At 43.5% G+C, this 24,536-nt stretch carries 20 protein-coding genes; 7 read left to right on the forward strand and 13 right to left on the reverse strand.

Annotated elements, in window-relative coordinates; all coding sequences use genetic code 11:
• Positions 1-12 precede the first annotated feature (12 nt).
• Positions 13-1,842: an MFS transporter gene (locus IX95_RS15950; protein ID WP_038161763.1), complete on the forward strand. Its 1,830-nt coding sequence runs from the start codon at positions 13-15 to the stop codon at positions 1,840-1,842.
• On the opposite strand, the gene IX95_RS15955 is transcribed toward IX95_RS15950, so the two are convergent.
• Positions 1,819-2,703 carry a LysR family transcriptional regulator gene (locus tag IX95_RS15955; protein WP_038161766.1) on the reverse strand — a complete coding sequence of 295 codons (885 nt, stop codon included), beginning with the start codon at positions 2,701-2,703 and terminating at the stop codon, positions 1,819-1,821. The two genes, IX95_RS15950 and IX95_RS15955, sit on opposite strands and share 24 nt — an antisense overlap.
• A 157-nt stretch (positions 2,704-2,860) precedes the next feature.
• Entirely contained in the window at positions 2,861-5,011 is a 2,151-nt protein-coding gene (locus IX95_RS15960) for a metallophosphoesterase family protein (RefSeq protein ID WP_038161768.1), read from the reverse strand.
• A gap of 526 nt (positions 5,012-5,537) precedes the next feature.
• Between IX95_RS15960 and IX95_RS15965 the strand changes: the two genes are divergently transcribed.
• Both IX95_RS15965 and fghA read left to right on the forward strand, forming a co-directional pair.
• Positions 5,538-6,686, forward strand: coding sequence for an S-(hydroxymethyl)glutathione dehydrogenase/class III alcohol dehydrogenase (locus IX95_RS15965; protein ID WP_006961299.1), 1,149 nt, complete (start codon positions 5,538-5,540; stop codon positions 6,684-6,686).
• A gap of 67 nt (positions 6,687-6,753) precedes the next feature.
• Positions 6,754-7,593, forward strand: coding sequence for an S-formylglutathione hydrolase (gene fghA, locus IX95_RS15970; protein WP_038161771.1), 840 nt, complete (start codon positions 6,754-6,756; stop codon positions 7,591-7,593).
• Between the two features lie 121 nt (positions 7,594-7,714).
• On the opposite strand, the gene IX95_RS15975 is transcribed toward fghA, so the two are convergent.
• Positions 7,715-9,787, reverse strand: a complete 2,073-nt coding sequence (locus IX95_RS15975) for a PhoX family protein (protein WP_038161774.1) — start codon at positions 9,785-9,787, stop codon at positions 7,715-7,717.
• Positions 9,788-10,224: 437 nt separating this feature from the next.
• Here IX95_RS15975 and IX95_RS15980 point away from each other — a divergent pair, with 437 nt between their 5' ends.
• From IX95_RS15980 to IX95_RS15995, 4 genes are all read left to right on the forward strand, one after another.
• Positions 10,225-10,626, forward strand: a complete 402-nt coding sequence (locus IX95_RS15980; protein ID WP_038161778.1) for a hypothetical protein — start codon at positions 10,225-10,227, stop codon at positions 10,624-10,626.
• A 123-nt stretch (positions 10,627-10,749) separates the two neighbouring features.
• Positions 10,750-12,429 carry an RluA family pseudouridine synthase gene (locus tag IX95_RS15985; protein ID WP_038161782.1) on the forward strand — a complete coding sequence of 560 codons (1,680 nt, stop codon included), beginning with the start codon at positions 10,750-10,752 and terminating at the stop codon, positions 12,427-12,429.
• Between the two features lie 154 nt (positions 12,430-12,583).
• Positions 12,584-13,333, forward strand: a complete 750-nt coding sequence (locus tag IX95_RS15990) for a substrate-binding periplasmic protein (RefSeq protein ID WP_006961306.1) — start codon at positions 12,584-12,586, stop codon at positions 13,331-13,333.
• Between the two features lie 331 nt (positions 13,334-13,664).
• Positions 13,665-14,612, forward strand: coding sequence for a hypothetical protein (locus IX95_RS15995; protein ID WP_006961308.1), 948 nt, complete (start codon positions 13,665-13,667; stop codon positions 14,610-14,612).
• Positions 14,613-14,666: 54 nt separating this feature from the next.
• Here the strand turns inward: IX95_RS15995 and IX95_RS16000 are convergent, their stop codons facing one another.
• From IX95_RS16000 to IX95_RS16045, 10 genes are all read right to left on the reverse strand, one after another.
• Positions 14,667-16,295 (reverse strand): endonuclease, encoded by a 1,629-nt coding sequence (locus tag IX95_RS16000; protein ID WP_038161784.1) that lies wholly within the window; start codon positions 16,293-16,295, stop codon positions 14,667-14,669.
• 308 nt (positions 16,296-16,603) lie between these two features.
• Positions 16,604-17,218, reverse strand: coding sequence for a LysE family translocator (locus tag IX95_RS16005; RefSeq protein WP_038161786.1), 615 nt, complete (start codon positions 17,216-17,218; stop codon positions 16,604-16,606).
• 26 nt (positions 17,219-17,244) lie between these two features.
• The gene (locus IX95_RS16010; protein ID WP_152562036.1) at positions 17,245-17,640 is read right to left on the reverse strand and encodes a hypothetical protein; all 396 of its coding nucleotides are present in this window, start codon (positions 17,638-17,640) and stop codon (positions 17,245-17,247) included.
• Positions 17,641-17,724: 84 nt separating this feature from the next.
• Entirely contained in the window at positions 17,725-18,102 is a 378-nt protein-coding gene (locus tag IX95_RS16015; RefSeq protein WP_038161788.1) for a RidA family protein, read from the reverse strand.
• A gap of 177 nt (positions 18,103-18,279) precedes the next feature.
• Positions 18,280-19,080 (reverse strand): hypothetical protein, encoded by an 801-nt coding sequence (locus IX95_RS16020; RefSeq protein ID WP_051912583.1) that lies wholly within the window; start codon positions 19,078-19,080, stop codon positions 18,280-18,282.
• A gap of 143 nt (positions 19,081-19,223) precedes the next feature.
• Positions 19,224-20,264: an NAD(P)H-dependent flavin oxidoreductase gene (locus IX95_RS16025; protein ID WP_051912586.1), complete on the reverse strand. Its 1,041-nt coding sequence runs from the start codon at positions 20,262-20,264 to the stop codon at positions 19,224-19,226.
• A gap of 881 nt (positions 20,265-21,145) precedes the next feature.
• A complete protein-coding gene (locus IX95_RS16030) occupies positions 21,146-21,649 on the reverse strand; it encodes a hypothetical protein (protein WP_038161795.1) in 504 nt (167 codons plus the stop codon).
• A 64-nt stretch (positions 21,650-21,713) separates the two neighbouring features.
• Entirely contained in the window at positions 21,714-22,523 is an 810-nt protein-coding gene (locus IX95_RS16035) for a hypothetical protein (RefSeq protein ID WP_152562037.1), read from the reverse strand.
• Between the two features lie 806 nt (positions 22,524-23,329).
• The gene (locus IX95_RS16040; protein WP_021457431.1) at positions 23,330-23,887 is read right to left on the reverse strand and encodes a sugar O-acetyltransferase; all 558 of its coding nucleotides are present in this window, start codon (positions 23,885-23,887) and stop codon (positions 23,330-23,332) included.
• The gene (locus IX95_RS16045) at positions 23,887-24,474 is read right to left on the reverse strand and encodes a DUF3459 domain-containing protein (protein ID WP_235202645.1); all 588 of its coding nucleotides are present in this window, start codon (positions 24,472-24,474) and stop codon (positions 23,887-23,889) included. Before IX95_RS16045 ends, IX95_RS16040 begins: the two co-directional genes overlap by 1 nt.
• Between the last annotated feature and the right edge of the window lie 62 nt (positions 24,475-24,536).

Below are 24,536 nucleotides of genomic sequence, written 5' to 3' on the forward strand. Positions count from 1 at the left end.
AAATCAATTGTTATGACTATCGCAGCGACACTCCGGCCACTAGCACTACTCTTCATCAGCTCATTCTTGCTGATGAGTAGCCATGGCTTGAGCGGTATCCTACTCCCTGTTTCGCTTGCGGAAGCGAAGATCAGCATCCAGTCGATTGGTTTCGTCCTCTCAATGTACTCAGTCGGATTTTTGCTCGGTGCAATCCTAGGAAAACGTATTCTACGTAACATTGGCTTAGTGCGGACTTTCGCTATGTGCGGCAGCCTAGGAGCCAGTGCGATTCTTATTATGGGACTGAATTCCGACGTCTGGATGTGGGCGATAATGCGGGCTGTAATGGGCTTTTGTATCGCTTGTGCAACGACCACCTTAGACACTTGGTTCAATAGTGTGTCGACCGAGTCCAACCGCGGGAAAATTCTTGCGGTCAATCAGGTGGTTATTCTCAGCGCAATTACACTCGGCCAGTTTGGCCTCGCCATTGCACCGCCAAATGAAACCACCCTGTTTATTGTATGCGGTGTGCTTTTCAGTATTTCAGTTACCCCAGTGGTCTTCATTTCCCAATTCGAGCCACAAATCGAGCAATCGGACTCGATTCCCCTCAAGTCCATTTACATTCTTTCTCCACTTGGCTTTGTCACCTGTTTCGTATGTGGCATCTTATACTCCACCATTGCCAACATGCTGCCGATCTACGCAGACGGCATTGGTATCACTGGCTTCCAGCTTTCCGTCTTTATGGGCGCAGCGACAGCCGGCGGGATATTATTACAGCTGCCAATGGGGTATTTATCTGATCGATTTGAGCGTCGCAAAGTTATTCTTGGCAGCTGCTTTGTACTCGCGATTGTCAGTTTTGCGCTGCCTGTTTCGATTGAGTGGCAATGGTCGATAACTCCGCTGATTTTGGTTGCGATGACCATGGGCCTCATCGCCTGTCTCTACCCTTTAAGTATTTCCGAAACCTTTGACCGAGCTACGAAAACGCAACTTGTGCCAGTATTGTCAGGCCTACTTTGTATCTATGCGATCGGCTCGATTGCAGGCCCCTACACAGCCTCCATACTAATGGAGCGACTCGATAACAGTGCACTATTTACGTTCCTAATCATGGTGGACTTAGGCCTTATCGTATTCACTATTTATCGGATGTCAGTTCGCGAGGCACTGCCAGTGGAAGAACAAGAAAGTTTTGTCATGCATACACCCGCCTCTATTCATGGTGAACTAGATCCTCGAACTGAGTATCAGGAACACTCGTTGTATGTAGAAGAGGCTTTAGAACAGGTAGAAGAACTAGCAGCATCACACCCTTCCAATGCAATTACTTTTATTCGCAGCCTTGCTAACAAGCAACCCGAATGGGCTGTGACAATTGCAGAACGCGCAGCACAAATCGAAAGTATAGATACCGTCCTGCTTTTCAGAGCAATGACTCTGACCAACCCAGAGCTTTCAGTGGATATAGCGAAGCGCCTCGCTGAATCTGACGACAACCAGATAGAAGAGCTAGTAGAATGGCTGGTTGAGAAAGAACCTGAAAATGCAATGTCGATCATCGCGGCTATCACTGAATCAATGGAATCAGACCCAACCAAGGTAATTGAAACGCTCGCAGAGCATGACCCTGACAAACTAGTCGAAGTGAGTCAGGAGCTGGTGGCCAACATGGTAGAAAACAGCAGCAATTTGAGACCCGCTGACCGTGACGACGCTAACCTGACGGAATCGGTTGAAGAATGGGTCAATGCAGTATCTGAAACTGCCCCTGAACAGGCCGAGGAAATAGCCGAAATGGTCGAGCAATCCATTCAAGATGCAGACTTAGATTCCAGTACTCCCACCTAGCTTTTCGGCCAGAAAATCAATCAACAGACGAACTTTAGGTGACAGGTTTCTGTTTTGAGGATACAAAGCCCAGATCCCTTCTCGATCATCCCGATAGTCAGACAATACTTCAATCAGCTCACCAGAATCCAAGCCTTCTCGCACGTAATAATCGGGAAGCTGCACTAGCCCCAACCCTCGTTTTGCAGCATCCAATAAAGCGGAGCCAGAATTGCAATGAATACGGCCGGAAACTCGTAGAGATTTTTCACGCTTGCTCTCTTTGAAGCGCCAATAATCAATAGAGCCAACTAAACACTGGTGATTCTCCAGTTCAGATAAAGTATGCGGTTCGCCAAAGCGCGCTAAGTAATCAGGACTGCCACAAACATACAATTGGCGACTGGATAATCTCTTGGCTACCAAACTAGAATCTTGCAAACGACCCAACCGAATCGCCACATCCACACCCATTTCTATCAGATCGATTTTTTGGTTCGTCAGGTTAAGATCCAAATCTACCTGAGGGTAAGACTCTAGAAAGTCGAGCAGTAACGGCGCTAAATGCGTTTCACCATATGTCACCGGAGCGGTCACTTTAAGCAGCCCTTTAGGAGTAGATTGCATTTGAGTCACGGCCAGCTCCGCCAACTCTAAGCCTTCGACCAAATGCTTACACTGTTGGTAGTAAACCTGCCCCGCTTCGGTAACTGAGACTTTTCGCGTCGTGCGGTTAAGCAGTTTAACAGCCAGCCTTTCTTCCAGCGCAGAAACCCGCCTGCTGATCTGCGCGACAGAGGTATCTAGTTTCTTTGCTGCTGCGGTAAATGACTGTGTTTCTGCGACTGCGACAAACTCACTCACACCGTCCCAATTGGCCATACTGGTGGTTCCTAGCTGATTGACTCGCGCTCATTGTCCCACATTCAGTTAACCCACAACAGGTACGTGCTTATGAATTTGCAGCGGTCAACACAATGCAGTGAACCAATAAAGCGCAAATTCACGCTTTATTGGTTGCGCACCTGCTGGCTCTGCATTACTGCATGATTTCTCTTTCTACCGCTTGCTTAAGATCGGTTAGCGATTGCTGTTCAATATTAATCAGGAAATGATCGCTCGCTTGCCCCGTAGCAAATTTGTCCAATATGACGAATAGGCTCCCAAAGCGAGAGCGGAACACTTGCCCCACTGTGTAATCACCAATATCACCGATGTCCGACTCTACAGTCCCTGCAAACTCAGACAACTCACGACTCAATAATTCGTATTGTTGAAGTGTTAAAGTTTCAATATCACGGAATGCCAGCTCATCAGCATTACGTAGTCGGTAGAAGTCAATTGCCAAGTCCTGACCTTGCCAGCTAGCAAAATCATCGAGACTTAGACCTGCATCGCTGGCTATAACTTCCGCTTTTGCTGTTGCGTCTTCCCAATCCTCTTCGAACTGTTCAAAATCTGCCGCAGGTGAAATTTGACACTTAGCAACATCAACGTCCAACTCGTCCGCCAATGCACACACGGTAAAGTTTGTTTCTAGCTGAGACATGATCATCATTTCTTTGCCGTCCATATGCATAATCATATTGCGCATTCCAAGTGGCCAATCATCTGGTAAGAATCGTAAACGCGTCAATTCTTTGATGTGCCAATCAACCAATTGGTAGTAGCTCTCAGAGTCTAAGATTTCTTTGTTCCATATTTTCGCTTTCGCCTCTTCATCATTGCCGGCAACATCGGTTAAGTGCTCATGTTCCACTGCATAGTGCTCGAACAACTCGTCAAAACGTGCAACTTCATCAATGACGACCGTTTCGACTTCGATCTGTTGATCTGGACGGATCTTGAGAACTTTATATGCTGGGATATAGCCAGCCAATGAAGGAGCCTGGATGTTAAACAGAGTATGCTCTACGCCATTGATGTTATATGTCTTCTTGCCTGTATCGTTGAAATGCATGTGGCCGCCAACATGAATATTAAGACCTGTCGCAGCGAGAGCTTTACTGGTTTCATTGTCGGGTTCACGGGCTAGCTGATGGCTGCCTTCTCCAAATAGATCTTCAATCTCTTCTGATGCGCCATTGTAAAAGTCCGTCATCGGGAAGTGACTGAACGACACCAGTGTCTTATTTTGTTCTTTTGCGGCTTTAACCACTTCACTGATCCACTCAATGACTTGCTGTTTATGGGTCAGCATCATGTTGTAGCCAGCACTGCTAGACCCTTCGAAATCATCCCCATCATTTGAACCTGAGGCTGAATCCTGCTTCGGCTGATAAACGTTAGCGTCAATAGCCAGTAGCCAAAGCCCTTTGACCGGCTCAACCAAGTAACTGGTATCAGGAACGTACGAACAGTTAGTGTAATTATCTTGCTTGTACTCTCCACCAGTTCCTTGGTGACAAATCTCGAACATGCGTTTGTCATAGGTCGACTCAAAAGCCGCACGCTCATAGGAGTAGTTCGCCTTTAGTTCATCGCTGATGTATGGAGTTTCAAAGTAGTGATAGCTCTCTTGAGGATAAAAGCCATGGGTACCCAAGATATCCATAATCTCTCGATATCCCCAGTAGCGAACTTCTTCTGTACAGATAGTAGGAAGGCCATTGCCAGTATCGATAACAGCCGTATCTCCAGAGTAATCTACGCACACATCCTTGCCACGGCTGTAGATTGGCTGCTCTTGCCCCTCTTCCCCTAAATAATCAGACTTTCCCGCTGGAATAGTGAATGGTCGACTAGGATCATGGTTTCCCGGTGCTGCGAAAAACTCCAACCCATAAGTGCCACGATAATAGTCAAAAATCTGTACTAAACCACGCATATTTACAGGCTGACCATCGTCACTAAAGTCCCCAGGAAGCGCGACGTACTTAATGCCTCGATCAACGATATCATCGAGTGCTGCGATCATTGCGAAGTAGTTTTCGTTAAACAATCGAGTCGATTCCATTTGAGACTGCATGGTGCGAATAGTGGCATTATCTCCGCTCTTAGCATTGAAAAGCCCCTCGAATGAGCCGTCTTGGAAATCACTGTATACATCATGGAAGTGGATATCGGGCATAAAGGCGACTTCCACTGTATTGTCCAGACCATTGGATTGATCATCTGATGAATCCAATGGACAACCCGTGAGCACAGTTGCGACTGTTCCTGCAACCAATGCATGCTTCACTCTTCTCATTTACTCTTCCCAAAATGTATTAACCAAAATTGGCGAGGAGAGTAGGAGCAATAAATGACAATTCCGTTACTGGCAAATGACACTTTTCGATTCAATGCGCCATTTCGTGACAATAGTTCAAATTATTGATTTTTAGATAATTAAATATATAAAAAGCCCAAACCTGATAGGAAAAAGCATCGAAATTAAGAATATAAATCTCGATGCATCACACCAGCTAAAGATTGGTAATTGCTATTTAAACCCACTTTTTGGCTTATTTACTCCGGGTGTACACACACCTTCAATACTTCAACACTTCAACACTTCAACACTTCGACACTTCGACACTTCGACACTTCGACGAGTTAGCCTGGCACCTAATCACTCTTAATTATTACATATACGTAAAAATTATTTTCAAATTAAAGGGATTATCAAATTTTAAGAAATATTTAGAATAGTCACCAACCAAGCGAAACAGCGAGAAGAGAGTTCCTCGTCTACGCTTAGAACGTCAAAACAATTACACATAAAGGAACATCCAATGGCACTTGATATCCAACCAGGTCAAACATCTATCAAATCAAAAGCAATGGTGGCATGGGCTGCTGGCGAGCCACTAAAAATGGAAGAAGTTGATGTACAACTTCCAAAAGCAGGTGAAGTGCTAGTACGCATTGTAGCAACCGGTGTTTGTCACACGGACGCATTCACACTATCAGGTGACGATCCAGAAGGTATCTTCCCTTCAATCCTTGGTCACGAAGGTGGTGGTATTGTTGAAATGGTTGGTGAAGGAGTAACAAGCGTTGAAGTTGGCGACCACGTTATTCCTCTATACACCGCTGAGTGTGGCGAGTGCAAGTTCTGTACTTCAGGTAAAACTAACCTGTGCCAAGCAGTGCGTGAAACTCAAGGTAAAGGCCTGATGCCAGATGGAACAAGCCGCTTCTCCATCAATGGAGAAACTATATTCCACTACATGGGCTGTTCGACTTTCTCTGAGTACACAGTTCTCCCAGAAATCTCACTAGCGAAAGTAAACAAAGAAGCACCGCTTGAGGAAGTATGTCTTCTAGGTTGCGGGGTAACAACCGGTATGGGTGCAGTTCTTAACACTGCTAAAGTAGAAAAAGGCGATACGGTTGCTATCTTCGGTCTTGGCGGTATTGGTCTATCTGCAATCATCGGTGCTCGTATGGCTGGTGCAAGTCGCATCATTGGCATAGACATCAATGAAAGCAAATTCGATCTAGCGAAGCAGCTTGGCGCGACTGACTGTATCAACCCGCAAAAATTCGACAAACCAATCCAAGAAGTTATCGTTGAGATGACAGACGGTGGCGTAGATTACTCATTTGAATGTATCGGTAACGTCAACGTAATGCGTCAAGCGCTTGAATGTTGCCACAAAGGTTGGGGTGAATCGGTAATCATCGGTGTTGCGGGGGCAGGTCAAGAGATCTCAACTCGTCCATTCCAGCTGGTAACCGGTCGTGTATGGCGTGGCAGTGCTTTTGGTGGTGTTAAAGGCCGCTCTGAGCTTCCTGAAATTGTTGAACGTTACATGGCGGGGGAATTTGGTCTTCAGGAGTTCATTACCCACACTATGGGTCTTGATGCCGTCAATGACGCCTTTGACTTAATGCACGAAGGTAAGAGCATCCGTACTGTTATCCATATGGATCAGTAATCCTAGATTAAGCCATTAATAAGTCGCCACATCATCCGATGTGGCGACTTTATCTGAGAGAGTATCAATGAGTTTATCCAACATCAGTCAGAATAAAGTCGCAGACGGTTGGCACAAGCAGTACATCCATGATTCTGCAGCACTAAACTGCACTATGCGTTTTGCTATCTTCCTGCCACCAAACGCAAGCAAGGAGTCTCCTGTTCCTGTGTTGTACTGGTTATCCGGCTTGACTTGTAGCGATGAAAACTTCATGCAAAAAGCAGGAGCTTTCAAGAAGGCTGCAGAACTTGGCATGGCAATCGTTGCTCCTGACACTAGCCCACGTGGTGACGACGTTGCTGACGACGAAGGCTATGATTTGGGCAAAGGCGCAGGGTTCTACCTCAATGCGATCCAGAAGCCGTGGTCTACGCACTACCGTATGTACGACTATATCATTCAAGAGCTACCTAGCGTCATTGAAGCTAACTTCCCAGTCTCAACTGTCAAGGCCATCTCTGGTCACAGCATGGGCGGGCATGGTGCGCTAACTATCGGCCTGAAAAACGCAGAGCAATTCACGTCAATTTCTGCCTTCAGTCCAATCTGCAATCCAATCCAGTGCCCATGGGGTCAGAAAGCCTTCAATGCTTATCTGGGGAACGATTTTGAAAGCTGGAAAGAATACGACTCTAGCGAGCTTCTCAAACTAGCCAAGTCACCTTTACCAATTCTTGTCGATCAAGGTGATGCAGATAACTTTCTTGTTGAGCAGCTAAAGCCCGAAAATCTGGTAGTCGCAGCGGAAACCCACGGTTCAGACTTAGAACTGCGTATGCAGACTGGGTACGACCACAGCTATTATTTCATCTCTAGTTTTATTGATGAACACCTGATGTTCCACGCGAAACACATGTTCAAATAAACATAAATCACCAAATAAAAATCCCCTCAACCTTCTTAGTTGAGGGGATTTTTCTATTCATATCGCTATATCGCCAAATTTAGCTTTGTCGATATATCGCACCTGAATGTAAATGATGCGTCTAAATACCTAGCTTTCCACCATCATAGCGAGAGATAACCACAGTACTCGAACGCGCTCGCCAAATACGACCGTCTTGTGGCGTCTCAACGGAAGCGTTCATTGCTTCATGTGGCCAGTTCTCAGGGTGCTGAACATTGGTAAACATATGACGATGATCTGGTGTGAAGGTGATACCCGTCGACTCAGCCCCTTTTGGCACCACTGCAAACCGCTTGAGCTGATCTTGGTTACTCACATTGACTACTGGCGACCCATCAACCGATTGACCAAGGCCATCAGGAACAACAGCAAGAATCTGGTTGTCCACACTAATATCCTCTTTGCTACCGGAATCGGTTTGCAGCCATAAGATACCGCGCTGGTCAAAGCAAATACCGTCAGCGGACGAGAATTCATTCTCATCCGTTAATCCTGACATATTGATGCTAGAAGCATCCGCTTCGGCGGACGAACCAAAGACAAAGAACTCCCACTCAAACTCCGTCACGACTTCGCCTTCTTTCCAACGAATAATATGACCGAATTCATTGTCAGGCCTCGGGTTGGCTGCATTCACATCGTCTGGTGTTCGTTTGTCATTATTGGTAAGAGCGAGATAAACCAGTCCGGTGGCGTAATCTACTGCCGTCCATTCCGGTCGATCCATTGGCGTTGCGCCCATAGCATCTGCTGCGCCAAGCGTGTTTCGAATGATGTTAGCCCGATTACCAATCTTGTCCCCAAGACAATTTCCATCTAAACCGATAGCGTCTTCTGTCAATGGCAACCACTCACCTTTCCCCTGCTCATCAAAACGTGCAACGTAAAGGGTGCCGTGATCCATATATTTAGCCCCAATAGCCATGCGATCGGTACCAACAGACAAGTTTTCGCTTGCGTCGTTCTCATCCCACAGCGCATCCGATACAAACTTATAAACGTATTCGAACTTACCATCATGCCCACTATAGAATACAACTGGTTTGCCTGGTTCGATTGCTCCATAGGTACAATCTTCATGACGGAAACGCCCTAATGAAGAACGCTTAGCTGGCTTAGCATTTGGCGAGTATGGGTCAATCTCGACAATGTAGCCAAAGCCATTATCGTAGTTGCGAAAATCCTCTTCAGGGGTAGCCTCTAGAGTAGAAATATCCCAACGTTTAAACTCGCCGATAAAAGCTTCTTCACTTTCTTCAGGCGTATCCCAGTCATTAAACGCATTTTTGCTAGTCGTGCCATAACGAGATTGGACATCATCAGGTTCCGAGGTAATTTTAAAGTGTCCCGGCCAGTTTTCTTCACAGGTTAGATACGTACCCCATGGAGTAAAACCATTACCACAGTTGTTGTATGTACCGTGTGTGACATTAGGTTTGCCATTTTCATCTGTAAATTTGGTCGTTAATAGGCCACTATCTGCTATATCACCTGTTACATCCATTTCGGTTGATAAATGAATTCGGCGATTATATGGGCTATCTATCACTACCTGCCAAATACTTTGCTCAAGTTTAATATGAACAACCGAAGCACCATGAGCATAATACTCTTTACGGACATAATCAGGTAATCGACGACCTTGGGCATCTACCTCTGGATAACCATCTTCATGAAGGTTTTTATTATTTATGAATTCGTGATTCATACATAAAATACCTTGGGTATCATCCAGCGGGAAATAATGCATACCATCATGCATTTGACCTACGGAGTGGAGCTGGTCAATATGACTGTTCGTCCCATCCTGTTTAAAGGGATGAATGATGTCACCATGCGATGAGACTGAAAATAATCGAGTTCCCCATGGCGCTAATACCTGTGCAAAGTGGCCTTCAGGCACAGTAAACGCATCCTTACTTTCTGCGCTTATGGAATCGAAACCCAGTGAGTTAACACGATCAGATACATCTACTGTAGCTTCGTCTGTACCACAACCCGTCAAGCCTATAGAGCTCATGGCGCCAAATGCTGCTACCCCGCCAGTTCCTTTAAGCATGGTTCGTCTTGATAACGCTTTCGACATAATTTCAGAAAGTGGTGTCTGCTTACTTTTATTAAAAATTTCACCGGTAGTTGTACAACGACTCATAACACTGCCTTTTATTTGCTATCTATTACTCGAGCATTTGCTCCCTATGTGGCAATTATTAATAGGCATGAATTGTTAAATTTGTGTTTAATTTAAAAGAAAGAAATAAAAACCAATGAGTCTTTGGAACCAAGGTGAATATTTAATTTATTAATTATTTTTTAGATAAACTCAACCAATAAATAACGATAATCAATTTAATTAAACCAATCGAAAAATAAACTACATTCATCATATATAATATGGTGCTTAGTTTAATATAATAAATAATATAAATCCGAGTAAGAAATTGAACTTACCTTCTCCAACTGATTTTGAATGCTAACTCTACTTGATTTAATCAATATCAACTCAGAAAGTAGAGTTTCAAGCTACTATCCACGCCTTGCGATTGCCTATGATAAGCTATCACTTCATATTGGATAAAGAACAACACCATGTCTAAAGTCAAACTTTCACTACTCTCTCTTATCGCTGTTCTGGGCATTCTCCTTGCCTACGTTTTTATCCCTACGCACGTTCGCCTCGGGCAAGAGAGCATTAATCAACCCATTGGCGACGGATTTCAATTGGTCGGATACAAAGCCATCTCTACTGAGCCAACAGATGGCAAACTCAACCACTACTATCTCGTCGCACAGGGTGAATCTGTGAAAGAAGCACAACCTTTCCTTATTTCTTCGGATCCATTTATCCGCGTGGAAAATGTTGTCGACAATAAGCTGGACGTCACCATCGTTGGTCGCGTAAAAACCTTCGACAACGACTTATGGATCACCAAAGCTGACGGCACAGCACATCACTGGTTGATCAGCGCCACCATCAAGTACGTTCGATAGCCTTTCAGTGTTTTAGCTTCAGCCTGAGTTGGGCTGAAGCTTCTTCCCCTTTCCACACTGGTAATCACACTCCAAACAGGTACAATCTCGCCTTCTGTTTTTTCGTCACGACGGCAAGCTGAAATGCATCAACCTGAAAATTTGTTTACTCCGTTCAACACCCCAATTGATGGTTATAGCTTACCTGACAAGTTCACCTTTCCGTTTTTCTATCAGCCGCATCCCCTGTGTGAACTTGCTGCACAAGAATTGCAGCAACACTTAGTAGAGCAGACTGATTGGCAGCATAACTTTGGTATTGATGGAAACCAAAGTGGTACAGGCAAAATGTTCGGCGTATTGTTAGTCGAGTCCCCTCAGGGTGAAGTGGGTTACCTTTCAGCATTCTCAGGCAAGATAGCAGACCAAAACTTACTACCTGGCTTTGTCCCACCCGTTTTCGATATGCTGGCAGAAGAAAGTTTCTTTCGGGCAGAAACCGCTGAAATCATGGCTGCGAACCAGAAGTTCAATCAATTGAAAAGCAACCCTCGCATTGCCGAGCTGACCTCTAAGCTAAACCAACTAACTTCTGAGTATCAGCAGCAAGAGCAGTTACAGCGTGACACAATGATTGCAGGCAGAGCAGAGCGCAAAGCACAACGCAAACTGGCTGAATCATCATTGGCAGGAGAAGCGCTAAAAAGCAGGCTCGATGAACTGGCGAAGCAGAGCGTTGCGGAAAAAAACGTACTTAAATATCTCAAGCTTGAGTGGGACGAAAAAATCGCCGTCTTGCAGCACGAGCTAGATGAATTAAATACCAACTTAAATGCATTGAAAGAACAGCGTAAAACCCTGTCTAATACGTTGCAAAATAAGCTGTTTGATAACTACCGCTTTCTGAATATCAGAGGGGAAGAGAAATCCCTCAATGCAATATTCAAACCGACCAGTGCTCCCGTACCACCAGCAGGCGCTGGCGAATGTGCCGCGCCAAAGCTGCTGCACTTTGCCTTTAAACATGGCTTTAAGCCGCTGGCATTAGCCGAGTTCTGGTGGGGTGTCTCGCCTAAATCAGAAGTTCGCCAGCACGGAAAATTCTACCCTTCCTGCCATAGTAAGTGCTTCCCTATTTTGGGCCACATGCTGGAAGGAATGACCGTTGATGATAATCCGCTGGAAGAAAACTGGGCTGAAGGTAAAGAACTTGAGATCCTATTTGAAGATGAAGCGATGGTTGTCGTCAACAAGCCTTCAGGGCTATTGTCAGTCCCTGGCAAAACCATCAAGGACTCAGCTTACACACGCTTGCAGCAGCGCTACCCAGATGTGGAAGGCCCCTTCGTGATTCATCGACTGGATATGGCAACATCAGGGTTGCTGGTTTTCGCTCTGACAAAACGTGCGAACAAGAGCCTACAGAAACAATTCATTTCACGTTCAGTGCAAAAGCGCTATGTAGCATTGCTTGAAGGAAAGGTAAACCAAACCAATGGTCAGATAGAGTTACCAATGCGTGGCGATCCTGATGATCGCCCCCGACAGCTCGTCTGTTTTGAACATGGGAAACCAGCTGAAACCTATTGGGAACTGATTGAATCTCGTGATGGTCGCTCCAAGCTCTACCTTTACCCAAAAACAGGTCGAACGCATCAGCTAAGAGTGCACTGTGCTCATCATCTTGGGCTTAATTTACCTATGGTTGGTGATGGTCTCTATGGCCAACGTGCCGATAGATTGCACTTACATGCACAGCGATTAGAGATCGAACATCCTTACAGTAAGCAGCCCATGACTTTCGAAGCGGAATGCGAGTTCTGACCCTTCCAAAAGCGTCATATAGTGGCGCTTTTTTGGTTTGCCTTCCTTAATAGACCTTAGGTTTACCAGCACAAATACCCTTAAACTTTTTGGTGATATCTTTATCAGCAACTATTCTTTTATTGAATCTATTTGCATGTTTAAGGAAGAAAAAATGCGCAGCTTAATTAAAACCTTTTTATGTCTGACCGTTTCTCTGCTCTTTGCCAGCCTTGCTCAAGCTAACACCGTTAAACTCGCCAATGGTGAGTGGGCGCCGTATCAATCCAAATCACTTAAAAACGGCGGCTTCATGACTCAAATTGTCAGAGAAGCCTTTGAAGCAGAGGGCTATCAAGTTGAGTTTACTTATATGCCTTGGAAGCGTGGCTTCGAAGAATCCAAAGCTGGTAACTTTGATGGCTCATTGATATGGAGTAAAAACCCTGACAGAGAGCAGTTTTTCCACTATACCGACTCCGTTATTACGTTAAGTACCGGCTTGTTCCAACAAAAAAGTAAACCTGTAAGCTGGAGCAGCAAAGAAGACCTTAAGAACTTCAAAATCGGAGGCGTAACAGGTTATGCCTATGGGGTCGAGGATATGGAAAAAGCCGGAGAAATCAACATACAGCGTATCGCCAGTGCTGAAAACAACTACAAAAAACTCAGCGCAGGCCGACTAGACATTGTGTTGGAAGATATGGATGTAGGTATGGAGACCATCACCAAACTCAATTTAACCGATAAAATTGAGCCGAATGCCAAAACACTGTCCGCAAGAGACTACTTCGTTATCATTTCGAAAAAATCCCCTCGTTCACAAGAGCTGGTTGATGCCTTCAACCGAGGACTGGCGAAACTCAAAGCGGAAGGCAAACTGGATGCCTATCGTGAAGCATCAATCCGAGGCGAGTATAAATAGCGCTTATTGATTGCAATACGAATCGATATTTCTAAAAAGGGATGGCTAGTACCATCCCTTTTAGTTTTCTTTACCTTTCACCCAAAAACTCGATTCTGACTATTTATTCACCTGATACAACCTAAGATTCCCTTGATGCATCAAACTTAAACAAACACGATAAATGTCAGCAGTCCTGACGCCTCGCCTCAAATCTCCAAAAACAATCTCAAGCACACTTAATGATTATTAATCATCTAGAAAACAATTTATATGCAACTAGATTTAAACGCATGTTCGACACGTCCTGAACTAACACTCAATTTTAATCAACTTTTTAAACGAGGAACTAATGAAACCTACACTACGAACTCTCTCCGCTTTAGCGCTTATTACTTTAAGCTACAACGCTCTCGCGAAAGACCTTTACTTAGTCAGCAGTTATGATGATAAGCCTTACAATGAGCTGCAGATACTCGACCTCGATACCAAAGAAACGAGTAAGTTAGCAGATATTAATTATGGCGGTCGTTTGGCAGTCACAGAGAATTCAATCTATGTGACGACAAGTTCTCCGAGTACTCAAGCCTTGTCGCGTGTCACTTTGGACGGTCAAAAATACCGGATGGTGAACAGAATTCCTATGACTGGTGACATTCCGGTTGTGGTCGATAAAGAAACTGGGCAAGTGTATACCTCCAGTATCACTCAAGACACTGTGGTTGAGGTTTATCCGGACTACACAGACTCGCCAGGAGCGCCAATTGAGGGAGAAGATTTCCGGTTTATATTCGGAGATACGATGGAAGAGTGTGGTATTGCCTACTGTGCTAACAACACTGCATTGGCTATCGATAACGCTAACGAGCGGATGTATATGGCACTAGGCGTTAACCAAGAAACGGAAGTCATCAGCTTCCCATTAGGTGAACACTCAACTGTAGACAGACGCCAAGAATTATCGGTTGAAGACGGTATCGACCACTACGAGGATTGGCACAAAATCATCGCAATGCATTTAGATCCGAAAGACAAGTTCCTTTACTTTGCTAATGAACATGGCATTTATCGCGCAAACATCAAAGGAGAGTCGAGAAAGGTCGAAAAAATCCTTTCAATTGACGAAAGTAACGGATTTGAAGGCGTTGTAGATATGGAAGTCGATTTCGATGCAGGTAAGCTTTACTGGGTACAGATCGGAAAGCCAGAAATCTACTCTGCTGATCTCTCAGGCGAAAACGTAAAAGTTGAGTACGTTACTCAAGGTGGAACCACATTTGAATTAGCCTTTATGGACTAGTACTTTCACACAAACCAAAAGGCCTAACATATGTTAGGCCTTTGATTGTTTAAGTTAGTTTCCCCAGACCATGTTAACAAACTCTGGGTGGTCAACATACGGGTTACGGTTACCTTGGAAATTGTACACCGCGTTGTTACGATCAATTTCCTTCTGGTCGACAGGGTCATTGGTATGCCAGCGTTTTAACATAGCCAAAACCCAAGGTTCAAATACCGTCGTATTGGTTCCGTTGAGCACTGCGTTAGAATTATCGCTGTTCCCTTCCCAATTAGCGATCTCATTTTCGTAGCGTGTCGCCATGTAGAAATACGCACGGGCCAAATCACCTTTGAACTCATCAATAGGTTCAAACACAGTACCAGAGTACCCTAGGCTAGAAGCTGCAGAGCCGACTTTTGAGCCGTTAGAAGACGTGTACGTCGCACTACCCACTTCACCGAATGGCCAGTTGCTGCGTTTCGCATTCACGTAGCCATCTGTCGCATACAAGTGGTGACCATCCGAGTTCATTGGTTCCACTTTTCCACCAAACCAACTCTTAGGGAAAGAGTGTTCGCGGTTGTAACAGTCACCTTCTTTACTGTACTGACCGCATTGGTCTGTCACTTTAGTAAAGTTAATCGAATCACTGCCAGATACCTTCTCAGAGTAGATATCGAGAATCGTCCCGTCCTTCTCATAGTAGTTGTCGATATCAGCGGTTTTGACTAAATCCCAAACGGCAGAGTAGCCTTGCGAGTTGTGGTTATTGATGATGTTATACAGCGCAGTCTTCAACGTATAGCCTGTCTTACCTTCGGCTGATTTGTAGTAGTCACCGAGCACTGGTGGTTCTGGATCAGGGTCGCTACCACCAAGCGTAAAGGAGTGCTGAGAAGAGTTGGTAAAGTCTCCACCAGACGCAAGGGTTTGGCCGTTAGACGTTAGCGTGTAAGACCCATTTCCAGAGCTACAGCAGATGCCATCGCCATAGGAATCAACGATTTCAAACACATACGAGCCTGATTCAACACAAATCGCCTTTTCATAGCTGGTGTTATTACCGTAGTCAGAGCCAGAGAATAGAGTCTGATTGCTACTGTTTTTCAGCGTCCAGCTTGTTTCAGAGCCATAACTGTCGGTCGTCAGGTTGAGTGTGACTTCATGATTGCTACAAGTTGTCGGAGGTGGTGTTACAGCACCATCAGATGGCTGGAAGTTATCTATGTAAACGACTTCGGAACCATCAAATCCAGATTCGTCATAGAAGCGCAGCCCAACGTTAATGCTCTTGGTACTGCTGGCCGTGTACGAATAAGCAATATCCTGCCATTGACCGGTTTGGCTAGGCACGCTGTAATTTTGGTATCCATCCACATACAGGCGTGCTTTAACATTGCCTTCAGTGTGATAAACAGACACAGAAAAGTTATACGTCTGCCCAGATACCACACTCACAGACTGCTGAAAGTCCGTGTTGCTTTGCGTACCAGTATTGACAGTCACTTTTACTGCATTGCTACCACTTTTTACAATGCTGGTTTCCTGTGACACCGAAATGCCACTGTCGATTGTGTTCCACCCTGTTGGAGAGGAACTGCTCCATTGTTCGAAATCACCATTGGTCATTTCAGCCAGAGCAAGCGTAGGGGTAAGAAATAGAGACGCCAGTAAGACGCTTTTATTCAACGGAGAACTCATCTTGTTTCCTTTTTATTTTATAAGTCCGAAATATAGATTAAATTTTATCCATTGAAATACTAAAACCTGTGTCGCAATTTTAAGCAATAGCACTAATAAGAATTCAAGAAAGTTTAATATTCCGCCCACTTTCAACAGATTTAACAATAAAATCCAATGAGAGATTAATTCCAAAAAAATAGGAATAGAAAAAGAGAGATATAAACAGTTGGTTAAAATATTTAGATTCCCATGGGGAAAATAAAAAACCACCAGCGTGATGCTGATGGTTTTATTGTTTATAAAAAGTAAAGATGGCAGTAGCTATTCTATTGTCTGCTAATCAGTAAATTGGCTCCTGAAAAAGCAAGAAACGCAGCACACGCTCGATTAAATCGTTTCGCCATCGCTGGTCGTGAAAACCAATTTCTCAGATACAAACCAAATAATGCGTAGATGCTGATTGCTGCAAGCTCTAGAGTTAAGAACGTAATACCTAACGTAAAGAATTGCTGATCCACGTTTGCCGTCACATCGACAAACTGAGGCAAAAACGCAGTAAAGATAAGAATCGCTTTCGGGTTTCCTGCTGCCAGCGCAAACTCCTGCTTCGCGAGCCCAAAGTGGCTACGAGTCTTATCCAACTCTGCGACTGGGTTGGCTTCTGAGCGCCAAAGGTTAAACGCAATCCAGAGAAGATACAGAGCGCCCACTAGCTTGATGATGAAGAATAACGCCTCAGAGGTATAAAGAACCACGGCTAACCCAGATGCCGCCAGAGCAATCATAAACGAGAAGGCGACAATGCGCCCAAACCCTGCAACCAACGCAGCTTTGAATCCGTAGCAGCGGGCATTGTTCATCGACAATAAGTTATTTGGCCCTGGTGTCATATTGAGTGCAAAGCACGCAGGGATAAATAGCAGTAACTTCCAAAATTCCATGTTGTATCTCTTTCCTGTTATCTCTTCTATACGCTCGGAACATGCGCATATCGAGAGAACTTAAATTCTTCCGGTTTATTCTTATTCGCCCAGAATGCCGGGCCACCAAAGTTTTCTACTGCTCGATAATACAATCTTGCACGACGTAAACGAAGCTTTCGAAGGAGACAGAACCCGCCCTCATCTTCGATAGTACGAATCATATTATTCAGAAAAACTCTATCTGCTGCATTTTTGTCGTTAATATCTTTGCCATGATGGTACATCCAATCATGGATATTGCAGCTTTCCGATACCGACAATCCATATAAAGCTTCCGGTACTAACTTCCCTTTCCAACCGGACGTACCACATCCATTCACAATTTGCCCGAGCTCATCTTGTGTTGCCGCCCAGTAGCTTTCAGGGGCATACAATTCCAAGTTTTCTCTATTGCTTTTATTACTCATTTCAAATCCTTTTTAGTCTCTAATCATTACTGATTAAGTAGGCGTTAAAACACAGCCTTAATCACTCAAAGCTACGGTTGCCTCTATCTCTATCTTCAAATCGGGATGAATCAATTTGGAGACTTCAACCAGAGAGCAAGCGGGTAGCTGCCCTTCATAGAAGGTAAAGAGCTGCTCACGAATTGAAGGGAGTAAGCTGATGTCAGTCACGAAGATAGCCAGCTTAATTAAATCGCTTTTAGTACACCGCTCGTGCTCAAGTATCCGTGAGATCTGGTCTAATACCTCAGCGCTTTGCTCAATTAAGCCTCCAGATTGCGACTCAGTACCAAATGCCGTCAGTCCGGAAATGTACAACGTCTTATTGTGTTTGGCCGCATGAACATAGGGACCAGAAATCGGCGGCAGAAAATCATAATTAAGTTTTTGGGTCATGAAAGGAACATCCTGAGTAACCGGCTAGAAGAGAAAGATCTAGATAAATGGGAAAGAACTAATACCGCTAAACATGTTCAACACACTGAATTGAATCTATCAAAATTCAACAGCTAACAAACCAGTGTTTCACTTAAAGCGCCAAAGGAAAGGTGCGTTAGCTGTTGGTTTAAACGGTTAACTAAGTTTTGATCTAATAATGCTTGCTAACGGCTTAATCACGTCTTTATCACCCCAATACTGGCCATGGCTGAATGGGTTCCATGATGCAATAAGGCCTCCAGCATTGATCGGATGATCCCTAACTATCAAATTGTATGAATCACCTAATTGTCTCAAAGGCCAGCCAAGTACATCATCTGGGTCATAGTAGTTATCCCATCGGAACGATGGATGTGGCCTTGGGAAACATTTTCTTTCTTGTAATCCAGCGTTAAACAGAGGGATGTTACAACCTGTGGTGATGAGGTTCTCGCAAGTTTTCAACTTCATGAATAACTTCTTGTTTTCATCTTCAACATAATTATCAAAAATATTGAGACCATATTCTGCATCCCATATGTAGTTTGAGATAACCTGACAACCAAGAGACTGAGCAATAATGATAACTGGCCTATTTTCATTCTCGCCGATATCAAGATAAGCGTGTTCAAGAGTTTTGAAGATTTCCTTCTGAACTGCGAGATACTTGTCTTTTCGTCTGTGTGAGCTGTGTTCAAGCGAGCCAGCATCGCCAAATCCATAAAGGAAAAACTGCCTCAATCGAGTCGCATCCAAATCATTACTCGGCTCTGACATCATTGCTTGCCAGAGTTCATCTTCTGGCTGCTGTAAAATAGGCGCGTATTGAACATTCTGAAATGACACCTTCCTCCATTCAGAACCTAATTCCTTTTTCAGTTCTTTCTCTAGCTCATCATAATAATCTGGTTTTACCTTTCCCATTCCATGTAATGTTATTAACGCTACTTCTTCCATTATAAGTTCCTTCTATAAAGAGCCATTAACAACAGCAATTCAACTGGCAAGGTTGATTGCTACTACTAAGAATCACGTCTATGTGAAATCACGCGTCTGGTGACGGCACAGCAAAATTACTTCAAAGCACCGAGTGTTTATAGTCAGCATTTCCCAGCTAGCTGCAATGTGAGCTCTTTTGCTGAAATCTCTTTGCATCCTTGCGTATTCTGGCCACACCATAGTGGTGAGAAGTTATCAAGCCCCTGCTTTTCTGCGCGGCTACGTAATTGAGACATCTCTATTGAAGCGTATGGAAACTCTGGTGCTAGCTCTGTCATACAGCCCAGCTCAGCCATAACGCGGTTCACAATCCCTCTAGCGGGTTTACCAGAAAAGATATTCGTTAATGCGGTATGCGAAGACTTGTCGCTCGTTATTGCCCGCTTATGAAGCTCTGATGTGTTAGCTTCTGTGCATAGCATGTAAGAAGTACCAACTTGTACCGCCGACGCGCCTAACTGCATGCAAGCGAGCACCGAATTGCGGTCACTAATGCCACCAGCAGCGATGACAGGCACCTTCACACGATTGACCACTTGCGATAAAAGCGGCACCAACCCCATTTGAGTGGAGACATCACTGGATAGGAACATTCCTCTGTGTCCGCCAGCTTCCATCCCTTGAGCGATGATTCCATCCACACCATGTGATTCCAGCCATATCGCCTCTTCAACTGTGGTTGCAGATGAGACAACTTTGGTTCCCCAGCTTTTCACACGCTGTAATAAGTCTTTCTCTGGAAGGCCAAAATGAAAGCTGATGAACTCAGGTGAGAAAGGTTCAATTGCATCAGCGATATCATGGCTAAAAGGCACTCGGCTGCCCCCAGCGGATTTCTCTATTTGTAACCCCAGCTCATCAAAATAAGGCTTAAGTGTGTCTCGCCATATCACCTGACGATCTTCATCGTAATGTTTTGGAGCATGACAGAAGAAGTTGAGGTTAAAAGGTTTGCGCGTAGATGCTTTGATTAACTCAATTTCGCCGACAATGCTTTCAGTCGTCAGCATTCCACAAGGCAGCGAACCTAGCCCACCAGCCTCACTAACCGCAATCGCAAGGGCACTACCCTGTACCCCCGCCATCGGAGCCTGAATAATCGGCAGTTCCGTCCCTAGTAATTTTTTAAAGTCTCTATACATCGTCATCCTTTGCTTAATTTGAGTTTTGAGTTATGTCAAATCAAACTTAAAGCGCCTCTACAAGACTGAAACTAGCAAAAGGTTCTCGAATATCGATATGCCGTAACCAAAACGTGTTGGCACTTAAGACATACCCTAGCACGTCATAAACACCCAAACCGTTGGCGACAGGTCCTACAGCAGCTGTCTTCTTGCTACTACAATCGGTACCAAAGTTACTGCAATCAACGTTTTAAGCATGTGCTGGTTCTCCCCAATAATTACTTTCCTCGTATCCTGAACGCGCGACATACTCACATAACACAAGAATGTGGGTAAGCGGTATGATTTACCAGATTCGGTATTAATCTATTCGATAAACATTGAGCATCTGAATAGCTGACGTTGATTACTGGCGATTTTCTCCTCCTCTACTCCAACATCATCAGTGTATTGGCAGACGTCTTCCATCAGAAATGGCAAGCATATCATTGAATAATAGTCACTTCAGACTTACCGTTCTGAAAAGAAGAGATATCAAAAACGCATCACAAAATGGGGCTACACAAGTTTTTGGGAAGGGCTTGGCATATAGTTCGTTCAACATTCCCCTTTGGAACATCTACCATTTCAAAGGAGGCAATTGGAGCTCTTCATACCCTTTTAAATACTTTTAAAATACCATCCGGCTAATGCAAACACTAATTATTCTCGTCATAGTCTCCTCATTGTAATTGCCTAAATCAGATAAGGAAGTAAAGACCCACAGTAAAGTTTTAATCAATGAAGGGGAGCTTAGCTTAAATTTTAGCAGCACACTAAAATTATCCAGCGTAGATTCAGAAACGAAGCTTGGCTAAAATATACGAAGTAAATAAGCCACTCTTAGTTCATTTGTTATGTTATTTTTTGTTTTGCGAATTTTTATATAATACGACCCATGAGGACATCTGCGCTACACAACTTGACAACAAATAGCAAAGATAACGTTGTAAATCTCCGGAATGTTCAAACGGAATAACTTTTGAAACTGTAGACTCCAAAGCTTCCTTACATGCTTCCCGGCCCAAAGCACTGCTTAATGGTTGCAAATCATCATATACAATAGCTTCTAATAAATTATGGGCACAGCTATTCCTCAAAGTATTTACTGACTTCAAAATTGTATACATTCGATCATTCAATAATTCTAAAGCCATACACATCTCCAGTTTTTGACTAAAACTAAAACGGTTACCTTTCGTCAACCGGCTTGCGCTAGGAACAAATTCGTGCAGCATATCATCGATAGAAGATTCAATAGCTAAGTGTGCCCTTAAAACCCAAGTGACTGTTACGTCATCACTAAACACGTAGTCTCTTAGATGGTCCGCTATTCTTTGAATGGTTGCGCCTTCTGATTCCATAAATCCTCTTCACATGTAACGCAGTGTTAAAGTGTTGAAAGTTACTCTTAAACACTTTATTGGTCTAATTCTGTCTAGATTTCGATAAAATATAGTAATACAAGAAACATATTATTGCTGGAGAAAATATCAAAAAAACCTTTACAAAAGAATTTAATTTATCAAAGTAGATTGACTGGTTGCTCGAATACAATCCACCTATGTAAACTAGGAAAAATGTCAAAATCCCATCAATTTGATTATATTTAACCCCTGAAATAAGATCTACAGATGCCATTTTACCCATATAAAAAAAACACAATAAGCAGTATAAAATGATGATTATGTCATTTAAAGCTGAAGTAGATTCATCTTTAATTTTAGTAAACTCTTCAGTCATTCCTAAAATTCTCAATACTGCGATAATTTTGTCAGGTTTACCATCTATCAAAACTCTAAGTACGAAGTAATCCTCTGAGTTGAGTAATAGAGGTGAAATGCTAAGCGTATTACCGTCTATTTTAATAGATGTTTCTATTGAGCTATGACTTTGATCTACTTGCTGATATTTAATAATATCAACATCGCCCTTAAATGAAAAATTAATATCGCTATCAAAATCCGATTTTGCTAAATCAACATCTCCAGTGTTTTTAATTAGAAGATCAAAAAACAAAGGTGAATTAAGCTCTTTGATACCTTCAGTAGTTCGTACTGTAATAGAAATATCCGAAATTTCACCCGTCATATTTTTTGAATCAGATATGTTCATAAAATCATACTGTACTAATTTTTCACTAAAAATCCCCCAAGATGAAAATGTCTGAATCCCAGCAAAAACACAGGCTAGTATTGTGGCTAATAACATTAATCCGTGTGAAAAACTCTTGCTCAACTTCCTTGCCTCTTTTTATATAAAATTTACTTTCCCTATGCTCTAATAAGCAAAGTTTTACATATAAAATATGCCACTCTTCCCCAAAGTGCGTGTGCGCAATTCCACTCAACAATCACGTACTTAGCACTTTAGTAACCCTATTAAGGGCATGGAATATACCAAACATAACCATGCTGAATGAGTATGGAGATCTCAAAAATAAGCAACTGATGACATGCGCATCGAGTTGAGTTTAAAAAATGTGAAAGAAAGCGGGTTTGGGGGATGCAATGAAGCAAGGGAATGGGTGAGAGTAGCTGCAGAAGCGTCAGCTCAAGGCGTCGTAACCCTAAAGTAAGATCTATAGATGAACCAAGAGTTCAATTCTTATATAAATACACGCTTATAGTTTAGCTCTATTTAATTCAAAAATTTACTCTTAATCAAGTAGTTTTACGTAAATAAACACTTTCTATGTATCGAGTGAAAATCATCGTAACAGTAATTACTCCATTTGATATTTACGTTATTATTTTACGTAGAAGATAATAAAGAAAAGGCCGCGTAAACGGCCTGATTAGATTGAGTAAAACCTTAGCCACCCCTTATACCGCCTAGTGCGTAGCACATGTTTGGTTGGAGCATGATAGCTTTACCATCAAGATAGCAGAGCTCGTATCGATCTGAGCTTGGAAGCGAGCTATTCGATGAAAATACAAATGGCGAAAACAACAAAGCTAAAGAAATAAATATTCCCTTCATTTTACCTCCTATATTTATTCAGCAGTTTAAATATAGTCAAATAATATTAATATTACTTATTTTTATTGCTCTATTGGTTTTATTACTTTACAAGGGTTACCCGCTGCTACCACATTAGGTGGAATATCTTTTGTGACAACACTGCCTGCACCTACCACACTGTTTTCACCAATGGACACGCCCGGACAGACGATTACACCACCGCCCAGCCATACATTGTCGCCAATCGTGATAGGCGTACCAAACTCTACACCCTCTTCCACTCGACCTTTAACATCCAATGGGTGACCAGCGGTGTAGATTTGTACATTCGGTGCAAATAATACGTTGTCGCCGATATGGACTTCCGCAACGTCTAGCACAACGCAGTTAAAGTTGGCGTAGAAGTTTTTACCTAACTTAATGTTGGAGCCATAATCACAGCGAAACGGTGGCTCTAAAAAAGCACCTTCGGAATCTGGAATTAGGGTGTCTATTGCCTCGCGCCATTCATCCGTATCAGGAATGCTATTGTTGAGCTTTTGCAGCACTTTGCGACATTCAATACGTTCGCCATAAAGTTGCTTGTCCCATGCATCATAGGGCTCACCAGCGAGCATTTTCTCTTTTTCACTTCTCATTACGCACTTACCTTTAACCACAGCACATCATAGGCTGATAAAACAATCTCATCGCCGAGGAAATGCTTGCCAGAAAGCAGATCCTTCGTCTGTCGAGTGCCCAAAATATCGCATATTGACGCTGGGATTGTTTGCTCCATTTCACCAAAATTGCAGAGAGCGAGAAGTTGCTCACCCTTTGCGTTGGTTCGGCAGTAAGCAAAAAGTTGCGAACGATAAGTTTCAAGAATTTCAGTCTTTGCATTACCCAATTCTGGGTGAGATTGGCGTATTGCCACCAACTGATTTAAATCACTCCAGATTCGGTTTTGATACGTGCCTTTTTCTCTGGCTTGTTCAATCGCCTTATCGGTAATCGATGGGCGATTCACCCAACGTGTGTCATCGCGTTTGAACTCATCACCTAGGTAGCTGTGGTCATTTAACATACCGAGCTCGTCTCCCTGATAAATCAACGGAATACCACCGATGCTAAGGTTGATGCTGTTCAATAGGCGAATACGTTTAAGTGCAAACTCGATTGCTTGTGAATCGTCAGCTTCAATCGCTTTTTCTAAGCCCGCTAGAGATGCTAACGAGCCGCACACTCTACAATCTCCCGTAGTCGGGTTTTCTTGAAACGGCACGCCCTGAGAGAATGAACCCTCAA

It is taken from the genome of Vibrio sp. B183 (genome assembly GCF_000740665.1).
GTDB classification, from domain to species: Bacteria; Pseudomonadota; Gammaproteobacteria; order Enterobacterales; family Vibrionaceae; genus Vibrio; species Vibrio coralliilyticus.

What these genes read in the sequence shown, in the direction of transcription:
- IX95_RS15950 (WP_038161763.1), top strand. Translation starts at nt 13, where the DNA reads ATGACTATCGCAGCGACACTCCGGCCACTAGCACTACTCTTCATCAGC.
- IX95_RS15955 (WP_038161766.1), bottom strand. Translation starts at nt 2,703, where the DNA reads ATGGCCAATTGGGACGGTGTGAGTGAGTTTGTCGCAGTCGCAGAAACA.
- IX95_RS15960 (WP_038161768.1), bottom strand. Translation starts at nt 5,011, where the DNA reads ATGAGAAGAGTGAAGCATGCATTGGTTGCAGGAACAGTCGCAACTGTG.
- IX95_RS15965 (WP_006961299.1), top strand. Translation starts at nt 5,538, where the DNA reads ATGGCACTTGATATCCAACCAGGTCAAACATCTATCAAATCAAAAGCA.
- fghA (WP_038161771.1), top strand. Translation starts at nt 6,754, where the DNA reads ATGAGTTTATCCAACATCAGTCAGAATAAAGTCGCAGACGGTTGGCAC.
- IX95_RS15975 (WP_038161774.1), bottom strand. Translation starts at nt 9,787, where the DNA reads ATGAGTCGTTGTACAACTACCGGTGAAATTTTTAATAAAAGTAAGCAG.
- IX95_RS15980 (WP_038161778.1), top strand. Translation starts at nt 10,225, where the DNA reads ATGTCTAAAGTCAAACTTTCACTACTCTCTCTTATCGCTGTTCTGGGC.
- IX95_RS15985 (WP_038161782.1), top strand. Translation starts at nt 10,750, where the DNA reads ATGCATCAACCTGAAAATTTGTTTACTCCGTTCAACACCCCAATTGAT.
- IX95_RS15990 (WP_006961306.1), top strand. Translation starts at nt 12,584, where the DNA reads ATGCGCAGCTTAATTAAAACCTTTTTATGTCTGACCGTTTCTCTGCTC.
- IX95_RS15995 (WP_006961308.1), top strand. Translation starts at nt 13,665, where the DNA reads ATGAAACCTACACTACGAACTCTCTCCGCTTTAGCGCTTATTACTTTA.
- IX95_RS16000 (WP_038161784.1), bottom strand. Translation starts at nt 16,295, where the DNA reads ATGAGTTCTCCGTTGAATAAAAGCGTCTTACTGGCGTCTCTATTTCTT.
- IX95_RS16005 (WP_038161786.1), bottom strand. Translation starts at nt 17,218, where the DNA reads ATGGAATTTTGGAAGTTACTGCTATTTATCCCTGCGTGCTTTGCACTC.
- IX95_RS16015 (WP_038161788.1), bottom strand. Translation starts at nt 18,102, where the DNA reads ATGACCCAAAAACTTAATTATGATTTTCTGCCGCCGATTTCTGGTCCC.
- IX95_RS16020 (WP_051912583.1), bottom strand. Translation starts at nt 19,080, where the DNA reads ATGGAAGAAGTAGCGTTAATAACATTACATGGAATGGGAAAGGTAAAA.
- IX95_RS16025 (WP_051912586.1), bottom strand. Translation starts at nt 20,264, where the DNA reads ATGTATAGAGACTTTAAAAAATTACTAGGGACGGAACTGCCGATTATT.
- IX95_RS16030 (WP_038161795.1), bottom strand. Translation starts at nt 21,649, where the DNA reads ATGGAATCAGAAGGCGCAACCATTCAAAGAATAGCGGACCATCTAAGA.
- IX95_RS16040 (WP_021457431.1), bottom strand. Translation starts at nt 23,887, where the DNA reads ATGAGAAGTGAAAAAGAGAAAATGCTCGCTGGTGAGCCCTATGATGCA.